This window comes from Actinomadura sp. NPDC048021, assembly GCF_040653135.1.
In the GTDB taxonomy this organism is placed as follows: Bacteria; Actinomycetota; Actinomycetes; order Streptosporangiales; family Streptosporangiaceae; genus Spirillospora; species Spirillospora verrucosospora.
In genome coordinates, this window is the sequence record NZ_JBEZJQ010000011.1 from 189,683 (window position 1) to 204,998 (window position 15,316).

Here is a 15,316-nt window from a genome sequence, read left to right on the forward strand (position 1 = left end):
GAGATGGAGGAAACTGATCATGGCGATCGACAACGCCCCGCACAGCGGGGGGTACAGCAACGCCCCGCACAGCGGCGGGTACAGCAACGTCCCGCACAGCAGCGGCCACAGCAACGTCCCGCACGGCAGCGCGGCCGGGTCGGCCGGAGCCGACGAGGCGCCCGCGCAGGCCGACTCCGACACCCCGGACCCGTGGGCGCCGGTGGTCGAGGCGTTCAAGAACCTGGGCAACTGAGCCCCAGGGCTGACGCATGACGGTTCTGCCGTCCTGCGACAGGTGAGCTAGTGTTCCGGCGGGCGAGTGGCTGCTTCACGCGCCCGCTCGCCGGAACATCTTCCCTCTGGCCCGAGTGAAAGGCGCTAGTCGCCGCGGCGGGCGAGGAAGCGGCGCTTGCCGCCGTCGTCGTACTGGTCGAGGACGGTGTAGCCGTCGGGCAGCAGCGAGGCGGGTTCACCGGGTCTGAGGCACCATTCGGCGGGCAGCCGCGGCCGGTCGCGGCGGGCGGCCTCGGTGAAGGCCTCCCAGGCCAGCAGGCCGCCGGGCAGGACGGCCCCGGCGGCGCGCTCGAACACGGCGCGGTCCCAGAACCCCGTGCACAGGACGAGGGCGTACCTGTCAGGGCCGGGCCGCCAGGCGCCCAGGTCGGCCTGGACGAGCGTGACCAGCGGGCCGAGCCCGCGCCGCCGGGCCTCCGCGCCGAGCCGCGCGAGGGCGATCTCGGAGATGTCGACGGCCGTGACGCGGCGTCCCGTCCAGGCGGCCAGCAGGGCGCTGCCGGACGGCCCGGACGCCAGGTCGAGCACCTCGCCGTCGGGCATGCCGAGCGACAGCGCGCGCTCGGCGAGCGGGTGGGCCCGCGACGGTCCGGACGACTCCGCGTACTTCTCGTTCCACCGGAGCCTGTCCGGATGCCCCGTTAATTCCGCCGGCACGTCCTCCATGGGGACGACTCTAACGGCGCTCCGCGATCAGGAGCATGAACATGGCCGTGGGGAAGCCCTTGCGCCACCACGGGTCGTCCCGCAGCTGCTCCTCCGTGGGATGCGGTTCGCGCAGGTCCGCGATGACGAATCCGGCGTCTCGGAGCGTTCCAGCGTAGTACTCCAGCGGCCGGAGCCAGCTTGTGATCATCGAAGGGGATTCCAGGCCGTCCACCATGAACCGCTGGTCGATGCCGCGCGGGGTGAAGTACTGCGCCGCCGGGACGCTGCTCGCCGCGCCCTGCTCGGCGTTCTCCACGTAGAAGCAGGGGTGCAGCGTCAGCAGGATCAGCCGCCCGCCGCTGCGCAGGACGCGCGAGAACTCGCCGATGGCGCGGGTCGGGTCCTGCAGGTGGCTGAACAGGTGGTTGCACAGGACGAGGTCGAACCGGTCGTCCTCCAGCGGCAGGTCCTCGACGCTGGCGCGGGTGAACGTGGCCTTGCCCCCCTGCGCCGGGTGCGAGGAGGCCGCGTCGATCAGGCCCTGAGCCGCGTCGACGCCCGTGACCTCGGCGCCCATGGAGGCGAGCCTGCGCGCCAGGTAGCCCTCGCCGCATCCGGCGTCCAGGACGCGGAGGCCGGCGCAGTCGCCGACGGCGTCCAGGACGGCGGCGTCGGTCAGCTCCGTCCGGTACCGGTCGCGGCGCTCCCGGATGATCTTGACCCAGTACTGCGCGTTCGCCTCCCATCGCGCCCGCGTCAGTTTCGCGATGGCTTGCGCCGTGTCCTCCACCGGCTCCCCATTCTCCAAAGCCTGGTTCAGGCGATGCCCTTGAGCCGCCGCACCAGCGTGTTGCAGGTCTGTCTGATCCTTCTGTCCCGGCAGTCGACCACGCGCAGTTCCAGCGCCTGGATCAGCTCGGGGAGCCTTCCGCCGAACGCCGGGTCGCGTCTGAGCGCCAGCGGAATGTAGGTGGACGCCAGGTAGTAGAGGTAGGCGTCGTTGTAGACCGCGATCTCGCGGAGCACCTCGGCGGCCGTGTTGCGCAGCGACAGGGAGCTCGGAAGGGTGAAGTCGCTGCTGATGCGGCCGTCTCGCGTGTAGGTCGGGAACGACCATTCCTCCAGCGCCGCGTAGACGGGCGTCGCGTCGAGCTCCTGGCGGTAGCGCTCGGCCAGGTCGAAGTCGTTCGAGCTGATCAGCGAGCCCATCACCACGCCGCGCATCATGAAGGCGGTCTGCCGGCCGGGCACCTCGAAGCCGAGGTCGGCCTCCAGCGCCCCGGTCACCTTGCTGACCTGGTGCGTGAGGATGTTGAGCGCGAGGATCGAGTGGAACGAGTAGGTCTTGCGGTTCAGCCGCGGGGCCAGGTCGATGGACGAGTCGTAGAGCTTCTGGGGGTCCTCCAGGAGCCCCTGGCCGGCCTTGGTGGAGTAGAGCGCCTCCAGCGCCGTGTCCTGCTCGCGGCCCCAGAAGCGGGCGATGAACGAGGACGTCTTCTGCGTCGCCTGGCCGCGCATGATGTGCAGCCCGGCCTCCAGCGCGTTCAGCAGGTGCTGCTGGGCGACGGCCGAGTTCTGCAGGGCGTCCAGGTCGACGGTGAGCCCCTCGCGGTGCAGGTCGGCGACGAGCCCGTCGCGCCTCTTCCGGACGGCGTGCGCCATCGAGTACTCGGCGATGCCCGGCACGGACGACATGAGGCTCTGCAGCGACCGCCCGCTGACCCGGTCGAGCCACTCCACGTTGTCCCACAACCGGAAGACCGTGCTCTCGTCGAGCCCGGAGAAGGCCGCAACGTCGGACATGTTGAGTCCCATGTCCTTGGTGATGTCGGAGAGAGACCGAGGCTCGCCGTCCGCTGTCATCACTCGCCCTAGATGTGGCAGTTGCTGGCGCTTCGATCGTAGCGAAGCGCCGCGCGGACGGGACGGGCGATCGGCAGAAGTCCGGGAAAGCACCGCGGGGGTCATGCCGGCGTCACCCCGGGACGCGCCCGACGCAGCCGATGAGCGGCAGCGGGCGCGTGTCGGGCAGGGGGGCGGGCCCCGGCAGCCGGGCGGGATAGGGGGCGAGCGTCCGCAGGCTCGCGAAGATGCGGGCGATCTCGTCCTCGCTCCGGGGGCGGAACGGGGTGTCGACGCCCTCGCACGGCCCGGAGACCGGGTCCAGCTCCGGCGACCGCACGGCGTGGCTGATCACCAGGTGGCTGCCGGGGGCGAGGCCCGCGGCGAGCGCGGCGACGATCCCGGCCGGGTCGTCCTCGTCGGCGACGAAGTCCAGGACGCCGAGCAGGAACACCGCGACGGGCTCGGAGAAGTCGACCAGCCTCCGCAGGCCGGGGTCGCCGAGCAGCGCGGCCGGGGCGCGGACGTCCCCGGCGAAGGCGCCCATCCCGGCGTCGACGGCGAGCAGCGCCCGCGCGTGCGTCAGCACCATCGGGTCGTTGTCGACGTAGGCGACCCGGCAGGACGGGTCGGCCCGCCGGACGAGGTCGCCGAGGTTCTCGGCGGCGGGCAGCCCGCAGCCGACGTCGACGAACTGCCGCAGGCCGGCCTCCCCGGCGAGCAGTGCGGCGGCGTGGTCCAGGAAGCCCCTGTTCGCCTGGACGAGCCGCGGCACCGCCGGGCAGCTGCGCAGCGCACGCTCGGCGGACTCTCGGTCCGCGGCGTAGTTGTCCTTGCCGCCGAGGAGGTAGTTGCACATGCGGGCGACGCTGGCCGGCGCGGCGCCGGGCGCGGTCCCGCCCCCGGGAGGGGACGGTTCGGCCCGGCGGGCCGGGCTCAGCGCCGCCCCGGAGGTCACGGCAGCCGCCATCCGTCCCGGACGCCGACGCCGAACCAGAAGGTGGAGGTGCCGCTCCTGCCCCGGCAGGTGCCGTAGTCGGTGGCGAGCGCCTTCATCAGGGCGAGCCCGCGCCCGCCGGTCGGCAGCGCCTCGTCCGTCGGCCGCGGCGGCCCCTGGACCGCGCCGCCGTCGGTGATCTCGACGCGCACGTACCGGTCGACGTGCAGGACGGCCAGCGCGATCGTCCCGTCCCGGCGCGGCCGCGCGTGCAGCACCGAGTTGGTCAGGGCCTCGCTGGTCAGCAGTTCCAGGTCGCCGAGCTCGGACCGGTCGGCGCCGAAGTGCTGCCCGACGAGCTCGCGGACGTAGGAGCGGCCGAGCCGCACGGCGGGCGGCGTGGCGGCGAGGTCGATCTCGCCGATGAGGCGCCCGGACGACTTGCCGTTGTGGTTCCAGGCGGACGGGATCCCGATCTCCAGTGAGGGAGCGGGCGCGGGCACCAGAACGGGCGCCCCGGACCATGTGTCTGATGCGTTCATGGCGTTGTCGGCTTCACGTCTCCGTGTCGGGCTGTAAGCGAACATGTGCTTCTCGGCCAGGTCGATGTCGGACGTGGAAGTGAAACAACACACACTCTTACGCAGGGGCCTCGGGCCAGTCACCAACGCTTGCGCGCATGCAAGGGCCTTGCCGCACCCTGCGGGACGTCACACGCCGTCCAAGATCCGCCACATGGCGGCGCCTTACCGCTCTCCGCCGGGCCTGCGTCCCCAAGCGGAGATCAGTGGGGCGAGGGTGAGGTCGAGGGTCCCCGCGGCGATGGCGGCCAGCAGGTGACGGATCTCCTCGGCGGTGGCGTGCCCGCCCTCGATGAGCCGGTCGCGCACCTGGAGGATGGACGCGGTCTCCAGGACGCCGCAGGCCGGGGCCGACAGGGGGAAGAACGCGTCGGCGCGCACGTCGTCCAGGCCGGCGTCGCGCAGGAGCCGGGGGAGCCTGCGGCCGTAGGCGAGGTCGGCGCCGCGCTCGGTGAGCAGCGCGCGGAAGCCGCGCCGGACGGCGTTGGCGAGGCGCTCGTCCGGCCCGCGCTCGTCGGGGCAGGCCAGCGGCTGGAGCCCAGGGTCGGCGTCCTCGACGAGCAGGACGCCGCCGGGCCGCAGGGCGTCGACCATCGTCCGGAGGGCCCGGTCGCGGTCCGCGAGGTGGACCAGCACGAGCCGGGCGTGGACGAGGTCGAACGGCCCCTCGGGCGGGGCGTCGCGCACCAGGTCGTGGCGCCGGACCTCGACCGGGCCTCCGGCGAGCTCCGGCGCGTCCGCCAGCCAGGACACGTCGATGTCGGTCGCCAGCACGCGGCCGGCCGCCCCGACGCGGCCCGCGATCCAGGACGCCACGGACGGCCCGCCGGCGCCGACCTCCCAGACCCGCAGGCCGGGACGCAGGCCCGCGTCGTCGAGGTGGCGGAAGGTCCACGGGTCGAACAGCTCGGAGATCGCCTTGAAGCGGACGCCCGCCTCGGCCTGCCGGTTGTCCAGAAGGTAGTCCACCGTCCGATGATGCCCCCCCGGTGGCGCGGGCGCGTGTCAGGGGACCAGTTCCGGCAGGAGGGTGTCGCGGAGGTCCGCGAGGGCCGCGCTCTCCGCCGTGGCGGCCTCCACCCGCCGGGCCAGCGCGGCGGCGAAACCGCCGAACGAGCGGGCGGCGCCGTCGCCGGGCCAGGGGACCGTGAAGGCGGCGATGTCCTGCCACTTGACGCGCGGCATCTTCGTACCGTCGCCGACGGCGCAGGCGTGCGCCACGACCTCGTCGCTCGCCAGGGCGGCGAGGAGCCAGCCCCGGCGGGCGGCGTCCTTCGGCCGGACGACGAGGACGTCGGTCGAGGCGACGCCGTCCACGAAGGCGAGGCCCGCCTTGTGGAAGGCGGGGCGGAGCCTGCCGAACAGGACGTCGCCGGCCGCGAAGCGCAGTTTCGCGCTGGTGACGCCGGACGCGTCGGTCCAGGTCGAGAGCCACATGTGCCTCTTCGGCATGTGCTCCAGGGCGATGTAGTTGTCGTCCCGTCCGATCCGCTCCGGCGGGACGGCGCCGCGCACCAGGTCGCCGAGGTCGCCGATCGGGACGGCGGACGCGGACGCGGCCGCCGCCTCGTCGTAGCGGGCGCGGACCAGCGCGTCGCCGCCGGCCGCGATGCGCCCGTTCACCTCGATCTTGTCGTCGAGCGCCCCCAGCACGGACGCCGCCGCGTCCTGCTCCGCGCGGGTCGGGCGCCGGACGGCGAGGCCGTTCAGGATCGCGTGGGTGAGGAGCGGCTGCCCCGAGCCCATGCGGTACCGGTTCAGGCCGAGCCGCCTGAGCAGGTAGGGGACGTAGCGCGGGTTCACGCCGTCCCTGGCCGTGGCGATGATGGCGTTGTCGGTGACCCAGCACTGGTCGGGGCTGTAGTGGACGGCCCCGCAGTAGCTCCCGACGCGCCCGACGATGGTGGAGCCCGGCCCGGCGTTGAACCCGCCGGACGTCCCGATGACCCCGTTGGCGCCGAACGTCCGGTAGCGGGTGCCCGGGACGGGTCGCGACCGGCCGTTCGAGAACGTGACGAGGTCGCCCAGGGCCACGTCAGTCATCGAGCCGCCCGGCCCGGCCGCCGAACCGGTCCAGCTCGTCCCGGACGACCTGGTCGAGCCGCGCCGACTCGTCCAGGTGCGTGAGGAGCTCCTTGGTGAGCCGCTCCACCCGGTCGGCCGCGGGCTCGTCGCCGCGGTCGGTCTCGGCGGCGCCGACGTAGCGTCCCGGCGTGAGGACGTGGCCGTGCGACCTGATCTCGTCCCGCCCCGCAGCGTGGCAGAAGCCGGGGACGTCGGAATGGCCGCCGTCGCGCCAGGCCCGGTAGGCGCCGGCGATCCGGGCGATGTCGTCGCCGGTGAGGATCCGCTCGGTGCGGTCGACCATCGTCCCCATCTCGCGGGCGTCGACGAAGAGCACCTCGCCCGGGACGCTCTTGCGCTTGTCGAGGAACCAGAGGCAGGCGGGGATCGGGGTGGTGCGGAAGAGCCGGTCCGGCAGCGCGACGACGCACGAGACGAGGTCGGCCTCCACCAGCGCCGCGCGGATCTCGCCCTCGCCCGACTGCCGGGACGACATGGATCCGTTCGCCATCACCACGCCCGCGCGGCCGCGCGGCCCGAGCTTGGCCACGATGTGCTGGATCCAGGCGAAGTTGGCGTTCCCCGCGGGCGGGACGCCGTACCGCCAGCGCGCGTCGCCGGGATCGCGGTACCAGTCCGACATGTTGAACGGCGGGTTGGCGAGGACGTGGTCGGCGGCGAGGCCGGGATGGGCGTCCTCGTAGAAGGCGTCGGCGCGGCGGACGTCACCCGCGATCTCGTGGACGGCCAGGTTCATCCTGGCCAGCCGCCATGTCCGCTCGTTGGCCTCCTGCCCGTACACCGCGATGTCGTCGGGCCGCCCCCGGTGGCTGAGGACGAACCTCTCCGCCTGCACGAACATGCCGCCGGAGCCGCAGCACGGGTCGTACACCCGTCCCCGGAACGGCTCCAGGACCTCCACCAGCAGCCTGACCACGCCGGCGGGGGTGTAGAACTCGCCGCCGCGCTTGCCCTCGGCCCGCGCGAACTTCTCCAGGAAGTACTCGTAGACCTCGCCGAGCACGTCCCGCGCGGGCCGCGTCCCGGATTCCGCCGCGAACCGCACCCGGCCGATCAGCTCGACCAGCTCGCCGAGGCGCCGCCGGTCGACCCGGGTGAAGATCTGGGGGAGTGCGCCGTCCAGCGACGGGTTGGCGCGCATGAGGGCGCCCATCGCCGCGTCGATCCGCTCACCGATGTCCCCGGCGGCGGGGGAGAGGTCCGCCCACCGCGCCCCGTCCGGGACCCGGAAGGCCCCGTCCCCGGAGGAGTCGGACACGTACTTGAGGAACACGAGCCCGAGGACGAAGTCCCGGTACTGCGCCGCGTCGACGGATCCGCGCAGCTTGTCGGCGGCCTTCCAGAGGACATCGCCCTTCCAGAGGAGATCGCCTTTCCCAGGGACATCGCCTTTCTTGAGGACACCGTCCATCCGCGTGACTTTAGCGCTCGGCCCGCCACGCCCGCGGGACGCCGTCGATGGACGGAGAGCCGGTGCGGTGCGAGGCTGCGGACGTGATGGTCGTGGGCGTCCTGGCGGTGGCGGCGCTGGCCGGATGGCTGTACCTGGCGTTCGCGCACGGCGGCTTCTGGCGGACGGGACCGGGGCTGCCCGACGCGCCGGAACCGGACGAGTGGCCCGAGGTCGTGGCCGTCGTCCCGGCCCGCGACGAGGCCGCCGTCCTCCCGGAGACGCTCCCGACCCTGCTCGCCCAGCGGTACCCGGGCGCCTTCCGCGTGGTCCTGGTCGACGACGCGAGCAGCGACGGCACCGCCGGGACGGCCGCCGCCCTGGCGGACGGCGACCCGGCCCTGACGGTCGTGCCCGCGAGGGAGCGGCCGGAGGGGTGGGCGGGCAAGGTCTGGGCGATGGCGGAGGGCGTCCGGGCGGCGGGCGAACCCGGCTTCCTGCTCTTCACCGACGCCGACATCGCCTACGCCCCCGGCGCCGTGGACGCGCTCGTGCGCGCCGCGGTGGCGGGACGCCGCGACCTGCTGTCGCAGATGGCGACGCTCAGCACCCGCACGGGCTGGGAGCGGGTGGTCGTTCCCGCCTTCGTCTACTTCTTCGCCCAGCTGTACCCGTTCCGCCGCGTCGGCCGCGACGGGGCGCGCACGGCCGCGGCCGCGGGCGGCTGCATGCTCGTGCGCCGGACCGCCCTCACCGGGGCGGGGGGCCTCGACCGGATCCGCGACGCGCTGATCGACGACGTGGCGCTGGGGCGGATGCTCAAGCGCGCGGGCGGGCGCTGCCGCCTCGATCTCAGCCGCGACGTCGTCAGCCGCCGCCCCTACCCGCGCCTCGCCGACCTCTGGGCGATGATCGCCCGCAGCGCCTACCACCAGCTGCGCTACTCGCCCGTCCTGCTCGCCGCGACCGTCGCCGGCCTGCTGCTCCTCTACGCGGTCCCGCCCGCCGCGACGGTCGCGGGCCTGGTCGCGGGCCCGGCCGGCGCAGGCGCGCCCGCCCTCGCGGCGGGCGGGCTCGCGTGGGCGCTCATGGCGGCCACCTATGCGCCGATGCTGCGCTTCTACGGCCTGTCGCCGCTGCGCGCCCCGGCCCTGCCGCTCGTCGCCCTGCTGTACGCGGCGATGACGCTCGACTCCGCCCGCAGGCACCGTGCCGGGCGGGGCGGCGCCTGGAAGGGGCGGACCGCGCCGGAGGGGGCTCCGTCAGGGCGGACTTTGTCAGGACGGCACAAATCCGGTGCCGGCGATGCGTCCCGCGCCACATTGGAGTAAGTGTCCAATTACGTTACTGTCGGGTGGCCGTCACGCCGGCGGCAGCGGCGAAGACTCCGCCGCCACGTCGAAGGGTTACCCGCCATGTCCCTCACCGTTCGCCGGGTCGTGCGCGCCGCGCTGGCGTCGTGCCTCGGCCTCGCCATGACGGCGGCGGCCCTGCAGGGCACCGCCGCCGCGGCGCCGCAGGACGCCAAGCCCCCGGCCGAGGACCCGTTCTACCAGCCGCCCTCCCCGCTCCCGGCGGGCGCGCCCGGTGACGTCATCCGGTCGCGGCCCGCGGTGTTCACCGTCGACCCGGTCGGCCACTCGCCGTACGCGGGCGTCCGGTCCTGGCAGGTGCTGTACCGGTCGGAGACGGTGCAGGGGCAGCCGACCGCCGTCTCGGGCATGGTCCTCGTCCCCACCAAGGAGTGGACGGGCGAGGGCAAGAGGCCGCTCGTGTCCTACGCCGTCGGGACGCGCGGACTCGGCGACGCCTGCGCCCCGTCCTACACCCTCACCCAGGGCATGGACTACGAGGAGCTGTTCATCGCCGACGCGCTCAGCCGCGGCTGGGCCGTCGCCGTGACCGACATGGAGGGGCTCGGCACCCCGGGTCAGCACACCTACGAGGTCGGCGGCTCGCAGGGCCGGGCCCTGCTGAACGTCGCCCGCGCCGCGCAGCGCCTCCCGGACGCCGGGCTCGGCGGCTCGCCGGTCGGCCTCTGGGGCTACTCGCAGGGCGGCACCAGCGCGGGCTGGGCGGCGGAGCTGGCGGGCACCTACGCCCCCGAGCTGGCGATCAAGGGCGTGTTCGCGGGCGGCGTCCCGGCGGACCTGCAAGCCGTCGCCAAGAGCCTGGACGGCTCCCCGTTCGTCGCGCTCATGTTCATGGCCGCCGTCGGCTACGACGCCGCCTACCCCGAACTCGACCTGGCCAAGTACCTCAACGACAACGGTCGCGAACTACTGGCGAAGGCCCAGGACATGTGCCTGGTCAGCTTCGACGGGCCCCTCACGGTCGTGCAGACGGCGTTCAAGCACATCAGCGACTACACGACCAGCGACCCGCTGGCCACGCCCGAGTGGCAGCGGCGCCTGGACGCCAACAAGCTCGGCTCCACCGCCCCGAGCGCGCCGGTGCTCCAGACGCAGGCCGTCTACGACGAGATCATCCCCGCCGGTCAGGCCGACACCCTCCACAAGGCGTGGTGCGCGAAGGGCGCCAACGTGACTTGGAAGACCTACACCTTCGCCGAGCACGCCACCGGCATGCTCTGGAGCGAGCCCGACGCGATGGCGTTCCTCGGCGACCGCTTCGCGGGCAGGCCGGTCACCGGCAACTGTGCCGCCTGAACCCCTGAGCCATAGGGCCGTCCCGCTCCGCAGGGGGCAGGATGGCCCTATGGATCTGGTGGAGTTCCTCCGCGCACGGCTGGACAGGGACGAGCAGACGGCCCGCGCCTGCTCCGGCGCCCCCTGGAAGGCGGCCCCCTCCGGCACGGTCAGCACCGCCGCCGGCGATCCCGGCGCGGACGCTCCCGCCTTCGTCGCGACGGCGGAGAACGGCGCGTACGCCGAGCACATCGCGCGCCACGACCCGGCCCGCGCGCTCGCCGAAGCGTCCGCCAAGCGCCAGATCGTCGACGACTACGAGAAGCAGTCCTGGATCCTCGGCCAGGGCCACCGCACCCCCGAGCTCGACGCGGCGCAGGCCGTCCGCGAGACGGTCCTGCGCCTCCTCGCCCTGCCCTACGCCCACCACCCCGCCTACCGGGAGGAGTGGCGGCCCTAGGCGTCGGTGACCAGCGCGGGGTGGCCCGGGTCGTCCACCTTCAGGACGACGTCGGCGGTCCGCACCGGCTCGACCTCGGAGTCGTAGCGCGCGTAGGCGGGAAGCGTCCACGCCTCGTCGCCGGCCGTCCGGCGCGCCAGCGCCCCGCGCGACAGGGACAGGTGGACGGTGAGCTCGAACGGCAGTCCCCGCCCGAGCAGCAGCGAGCCGTCCAGCAGCAGGACCCCGCCGGGCCGGACGCTCACGTAGTCCGCCCTCGTCGCCCGGTCGAGCGCCGCGTCCCACAGGCTGGGCAGGACCCTCCCCGTACCGGACGGCTCCAGCGGCCCCAGCACCTCCCGGACGAGCCCGCCCACGTCGAGCCACTCGTCGTAGAAGAGGTCGGGGTCGTCCCGCCCGTGCTCGTAGCGCAGGGACGCCGGCCGCAGGAAGCCGCGCGCGGACACCCTCACGACGTCCCGCCCCCGAGCGCGCAGGGGCGAGACGAGGGCGTCGGCCAGATCCGAAGGCGCCGCGGGCGGCGCCCCGTCGATCGCCACCCGCGACCAGGAGCCGGTCCCGAGCGCCGCGATCCGGTCGGCCAGCTCCTCGACCACCAGAGACGGCGAGATCGGTCGTGCGCGCATCACCTCATCCTGCCCGCAACCCCGGGCGCGCCTGACACACCGGCCTCTCGGAATGTAACCTCGGTACCGGGCCGAGAGGCGCTGCAACGGGCGAGAGCCCGCCACGCTCGGCCCGTGACACCTGATTCCGCAAGGGCGCCTCCCAGATTCCATGGGAGGTGCTCGAAAACAATGACTCAGACTCCATTGCGCGAACTTCTTGAGCAGCGGATCGCGGTGCTGGACGGCGCGTGGGGCACGATGCTCCAGGGCGCGGGCCTGACCCCCGCCGACTACCGCGGCGACCTCATCGGCGACGACCACCCCAAGGACGTCACCGGCGACCCCGACCTGCTGAACCTCACCCGCCCCGACGTGATCCTGGACGTCCACCGGCAGTACCTGCGGGCCGGCGCCGACATCACGACCACCAACACCTTCACCGCGACCGGCATCGGGCAGGCCGACTACGGCCTGGAGAGCCTGGTCCGCGAGATGAACGTGCAGGGCGCCCGGCTGGCCCGGCAGGCCGCCGACGAGTTCGGCGGGCGCTACGTCGCCGGCTCCATCGGCCCGCTGAACGTCACGCTCTCGCTGTCCCCGCGGGTCGACGACCCGGCCTACCGAGCCGTCACGTTCGACCAGGTCAAGGACGCCTACGCCGAGCAGATCGGCGCGCTCGCCGAGGGCGGCGTCGACCTGCTGCTGATCGAGACGATCTTCGACACGCTGAACGCGAAGGCCGCGATCGCCGCGGCCCGCGAGGTCGCCCCGCACCTGCCGCTGTGGATCTCGGTGACCATCGTCGACCTGTCCGGCCGGACGCTGTCCGGGCAGACCGTCGAGGCGTTCTGGCGGTCGATCGAGCACGCCGAGCCGCTGGTCGTGGGCGTGAACTGCTCGCTCGGCGCCGACGAGATGCGCCCCCACGTGGAGGAGCTGGCGCGCCTGGCCGGCACCTACACCGCCTGCCACCCGAACGCGGGCCTGCCGAACGCCTTCGGCGGCTACGACGAGACCCCGGAGGAGACCGCCCGCAAGGTCGGCGAGTTCGCCGCCTCCGGCATGGTCAACGTCGTCGGCGGCTGCTGCGGGACGGGCCCCGAGCACATCGCCAGGATCGCCGAGGCGGTGCGGGGCGTCGGCTCCCGCGAGGTCGTCCGGCCCGGCGCGGCGAGCCGGTTCAGCGGCCTGGAGCCGTTCGCGATCGGCGCCGACACCGGCTTCGTGATGATCGGCGAGCGCACCAACGTCACCGGCTCCAAGAAGTTCCGCAAGCTCATCGAGGCGGGCGACCACCAGGCCGCCGTGGACGTGGCGCTCGACCAGGTGCGCGGCGGCGCGAACCTGCTCGACGTCAACATGGACGCCGACCTGCTCGACAGCGAGCGGGAGATGACGACCTTCCTCAACCTCATCGCCACCGAGCCCGAGGTCGCCCGCATCCCGATCATGGTCGACAGCTCGCGGTGGAGCGTGCTGGAGGCGGGGCTGAAGACCGTCCAGGGCAAGGGCGTCGTCAACTCCATCAGCCTCAAGGAGGGCGAGGGCCCGTTCCTGGAGCAGGCCCGCCGCATCCGCGACTTCGGCGCCGGCGTCGTCGTCATGGCCTTCGACGAGACGGGCCAGGCCGACACCACCGAGCGCAAGGTCTCGATCTGCGCCCGCGCCTACGACCTGCTCACGCAGGAGGTCGGCTTCCCCGCCGAGGACATCATCTTCGACCCGAACGTCCTCGCCGTCGCGACCGGCATCTCCGAGCACAACGGCTACGCCAAGGCGTTCATCGACGCGCTGCCCCTCATCAAGGAGCGCTGCCCGGGCGCCCGCACCAGCGGCGGCATCTCCAACCTGTCGTTCTCCTTCCGGGGCAACGACGTCGTCCGCGAGGCGATGCACTCGGCGTTCCTGTTCCACGCCGTCCGGGCCGGCCTCGACATGGGCATCGTCAACGCCGGGCAGCTCGCCGTCTACGAGGACATCCCCGCCGACCTGCTCGAACTGGTCGAGGACGTGCTGTTCGACCGCCGCCCCGACGCCACCGACCGGCTCGTGTCGTTCGCCGAGAACGTCAAGGGCGAGCGGACGAAGCGGGAGGTCGACCTGTCCTGGCGGGACGCGCCGGTCGCCGCACGCCTCTCCCACGCCCTCGTGCACGGCATCATCGACTTCATCGAGGACGACACCGAGGAGGCCCGACAGGAGGCCGAGCGCCCCCTCGACGTCATCGAGGGCCCGCTGATGGACGGCATGAAGGTCGTCGGCGACCTGTTCGGCTCCGGCAAGATGTTCCTCCCCCAGGTGGTCAAGAGCGCCCGCGTGATGAAGCGGTCGGTCGCCTACCTGGAGCCCTTCATGGAGAAGGAGAAGCAGGAGGCGATCGCCGCCGGCCGCGCGCACAGCGACCGCGGCCAGGGCAAGATCGTCCTCGCGACGGTCAAGGGCGACGTGCACGACATCGGCAAGAACATCGTCGGCGTCGTCCTCGGCTGCAACAACTACGACGTCATCGACCTCGGCGTCATGGTCCCCGCCGCCAAGATCCTGGAGACCGCCGTCCAGGAGGGCGCCGACGCCATCGGGCTGTCCGGGCTGATCACCCCGTCCCTGGACGAGATGGTCTCCGTGGCCGCCGAGATGGAGCGCCGCGGCATGCGGCTGCCGCTGCTGATCGGCGGCGCCACCACGTCCCGGCAGCACACCGCCGTGAAGATCGCCCCCGCCTACGACGCGACGACCGTGCACGTCCTGGACGCCTCCCGCGTCGTCGGCGTCGTCTCCGACCTGCTCGACGACGAGCGCGCCGCGGCCCTGGACGCCGCCAACCGCGAGGAGCAGGCCCGGCTCCGCGAGCAGCACGAGAAGAAGCAGCGCCGCCCCCTGCTCACCGTCGAGCAGGCCCGCGAGAACCGGGAGCGGGTCGACTTCGGCGACCTGCCGGCGCCCGACTTCACCGGCGTGCGGATCGTCCGCCCCGAGATCTCCGCGATCCGCGAGATGATCGACTGGCAGTTCTTCTTCCTGGCCTGGGAGCTGAAGGGCAAGTACCCGGCGATCCTCGACCAGCCCGTCGCGCGCGAGCTGTTCGACGAGGGCAATGAGCTGCTCGACCAGATCATCGCCGACGGCTCGTTCGAGGCCCACGGCGCCTACGGCTTCTGGCCCGCGCACTCCGACGGCGACGACATCGTCCTGCCCGGCGCCGCGCGCTTCCCGATGCTGCGCCAGCAGACGTCCAAGCCCGCGGGGCGCCCCAACCGCTGCCTCGCCGACTACGTCGCCCCGTCCGGCGACCACCTCGGCGGCTTCGCCGTGACGATCCTCGGCGCCGAGGACCTCGCCGCGAAGTACGAGCACGACAACGACGACTACAAGTCGATCATGGTGAAGGCCCTCGCGGACCGCCTCGCCGAGGCGTTCGCCGAGTACATCCACCTGGAGGCCCGCCGCGCCTGGTTCGAGCCGGACGCCGACCCCGCCCTGGAGGACCTGCACGCCGAGCGGTTCCGCGGCATCCGCCCCGCCCTCGGCTACCCGGCGAGCCCCGACCACAGCCTCAAGCAGACCCTGTTCGACCTGCTGGACGCGGGCCGCCTCGGCATGAAGCTCACCGAGTCGTACGCGATGGCCCCGGCCGCCAGCGTCAGCGGCCTGATCTTCGCCCACCCGGCGTCGCGCTACTTCACGGTCGGGCGCGTCGGCAAGGACCAGATCGAGGACTACGCCCGCCGCTGCGAGCTCCCCGTCGCGGAGGTCGAGCGCTGGCTCGCCCCCAACCTCGCCTACGACCCGTCCTGACGGTTCGGCCACTGCCCGGTGGCGTCCACGGGACCGTGGATGTCAC

General features: G+C 73.2%; 14 protein-coding genes and 1 riboswitch. Of the genes, 5 read left to right on the forward strand and 9 right to left on the reverse strand.

Going from position 1 to position 15,316, the window contains the following annotated elements:
- Nucleotides 1–19: 19 nt before the first annotated feature.
- Entirely contained in the window at nucleotides 20–235 is a 216-nt protein-coding gene (locus tag AB0C87_RS20240) for a hypothetical protein (protein ID WP_345179568.1), read from the forward strand.
- Nucleotides 236–360: 125 nt separating this feature from the next.
- Here AB0C87_RS20240 and AB0C87_RS20245 read toward each other — a convergent pair whose 3' ends face one another.
- The 8 genes from AB0C87_RS20245 to AB0C87_RS20280 all read right to left on the reverse strand — a co-directional run bounded on the left by AB0C87_RS20245 (nucleotide 361) and on the right by AB0C87_RS20280 (nucleotide 7,780).
- On the reverse strand, nucleotides 361–942 hold the full coding sequence (locus AB0C87_RS20245; RefSeq protein ID WP_345179566.1) for a class I SAM-dependent methyltransferase: 582 nt from the start codon (nucleotides 940–942) through the stop codon (nucleotides 361–363).
- Nucleotides 943–952: 10 nt separating this feature from the next.
- On the reverse strand, nucleotides 953–1,714 hold the full coding sequence (locus tag AB0C87_RS20250; protein ID WP_345179565.1) for a class I SAM-dependent methyltransferase: 762 nt from the start codon (nucleotides 1,712–1,714) through the stop codon (nucleotides 953–955).
- Between the two features lie 26 nt (nucleotides 1,715–1,740).
- The gene (locus AB0C87_RS20255) at nucleotides 1,741–2,727 is read right to left on the reverse strand and encodes a hypothetical protein (protein WP_345179563.1); all 987 of its coding nucleotides are present in this window, start codon (nucleotides 2,725–2,727) and stop codon (nucleotides 1,741–1,743) included.
- 172 nt (nucleotides 2,728–2,899) lie between these two features.
- Entirely contained in the window at nucleotides 2,900–3,736 is an 837-nt protein-coding gene (locus tag AB0C87_RS20260) for an SAM-dependent methyltransferase (RefSeq protein ID WP_360349923.1), read from the reverse strand.
- Nucleotides 3,721–4,245 (reverse strand): ATP-binding protein, encoded by a 525-nt coding sequence (locus tag AB0C87_RS20265; RefSeq protein WP_345179559.1) that lies wholly within the window; start codon nucleotides 4,243–4,245, stop codon nucleotides 3,721–3,723. The genes AB0C87_RS20260 and AB0C87_RS20265 overlap by 16 nt, the downstream gene beginning before the upstream one ends.
- A 204-nt stretch (nucleotides 4,246–4,449) precedes the next feature.
- Nucleotides 4,450–5,253, reverse strand: a complete 804-nt coding sequence (locus AB0C87_RS20270) for a methyltransferase domain-containing protein (RefSeq protein WP_345179557.1) — start codon at nucleotides 5,251–5,253, stop codon at nucleotides 4,450–4,452.
- A 36-nt stretch (nucleotides 5,254–5,289) separates the two neighbouring features.
- Entirely contained in the window at nucleotides 5,290–6,327 is a 1,038-nt protein-coding gene (locus AB0C87_RS20275) for a hypothetical protein (protein ID WP_345179554.1), read from the reverse strand.
- A complete protein-coding gene (locus tag AB0C87_RS20280) occupies nucleotides 6,320–7,780 on the reverse strand; it encodes a class I SAM-dependent DNA methyltransferase (RefSeq protein ID WP_360578937.1) in 1,461 nt (486 codons plus the stop codon). Before AB0C87_RS20280 ends, AB0C87_RS20275 begins: the two co-directional genes overlap by 8 nt.
- 62 nt (nucleotides 7,781–7,842) lie before the next feature.
- Between AB0C87_RS20280 and AB0C87_RS20285 the strand changes: the two genes are divergently transcribed.
- The 3 genes from AB0C87_RS20285 (at nucleotide 7,843) to AB0C87_RS20295 (ending at nucleotide 10,867) form a co-directional block, all read left to right on the forward strand.
- Nucleotides 7,843–9,090, forward strand: coding sequence for a glycosyltransferase (locus tag AB0C87_RS20285; protein WP_345179550.1), 1,248 nt, complete (start codon nucleotides 7,843–7,845; stop codon nucleotides 9,088–9,090).
- A gap of 84 nt (nucleotides 9,091–9,174) precedes the next feature.
- Complete coding sequence (locus tag AB0C87_RS20290; RefSeq protein WP_360355375.1) at nucleotides 9,175–10,428, forward strand: lipase family protein; 1,254 nt, start codon at nucleotides 9,175–9,177, stop codon at nucleotides 10,426–10,428.
- Between the two features lie 49 nt (nucleotides 10,429–10,477).
- A complete protein-coding gene (locus AB0C87_RS20295; RefSeq protein ID WP_360578939.1) occupies nucleotides 10,478–10,867 on the forward strand; it encodes a DUF6221 family protein in 390 nt (129 codons plus the stop codon).
- Here the strand turns inward: AB0C87_RS20295 and AB0C87_RS20300 are convergent.
- Nucleotides 10,864–11,493 (reverse strand): uridine kinase, encoded by a 630-nt coding sequence (locus tag AB0C87_RS20300; RefSeq protein ID WP_360578941.1) that lies wholly within the window; start codon nucleotides 11,491–11,493, stop codon nucleotides 10,864–10,866. The genes AB0C87_RS20295 and AB0C87_RS20300 overlap by 4 nt on opposite strands.
- Before the next feature lie 67 nt (nucleotides 11,494–11,560).
- Nucleotides 11,561–11,641, forward strand: a riboswitch (S-adenosyl-L-homocysteine riboswitch).
- A gap of 23 nt (nucleotides 11,642–11,664) precedes the next feature.
- Here AB0C87_RS20300 and metH point away from each other — a divergent pair.
- On the forward strand, nucleotides 11,665–15,270 hold the full coding sequence (gene metH / locus AB0C87_RS20305) for a methionine synthase (protein WP_353832131.1): 3,606 nt from the start codon (nucleotides 11,665–11,667) through the stop codon (nucleotides 15,268–15,270).
- The last annotated feature ends 46 nt before the right edge of the window (nucleotides 15,271–15,316 follow it).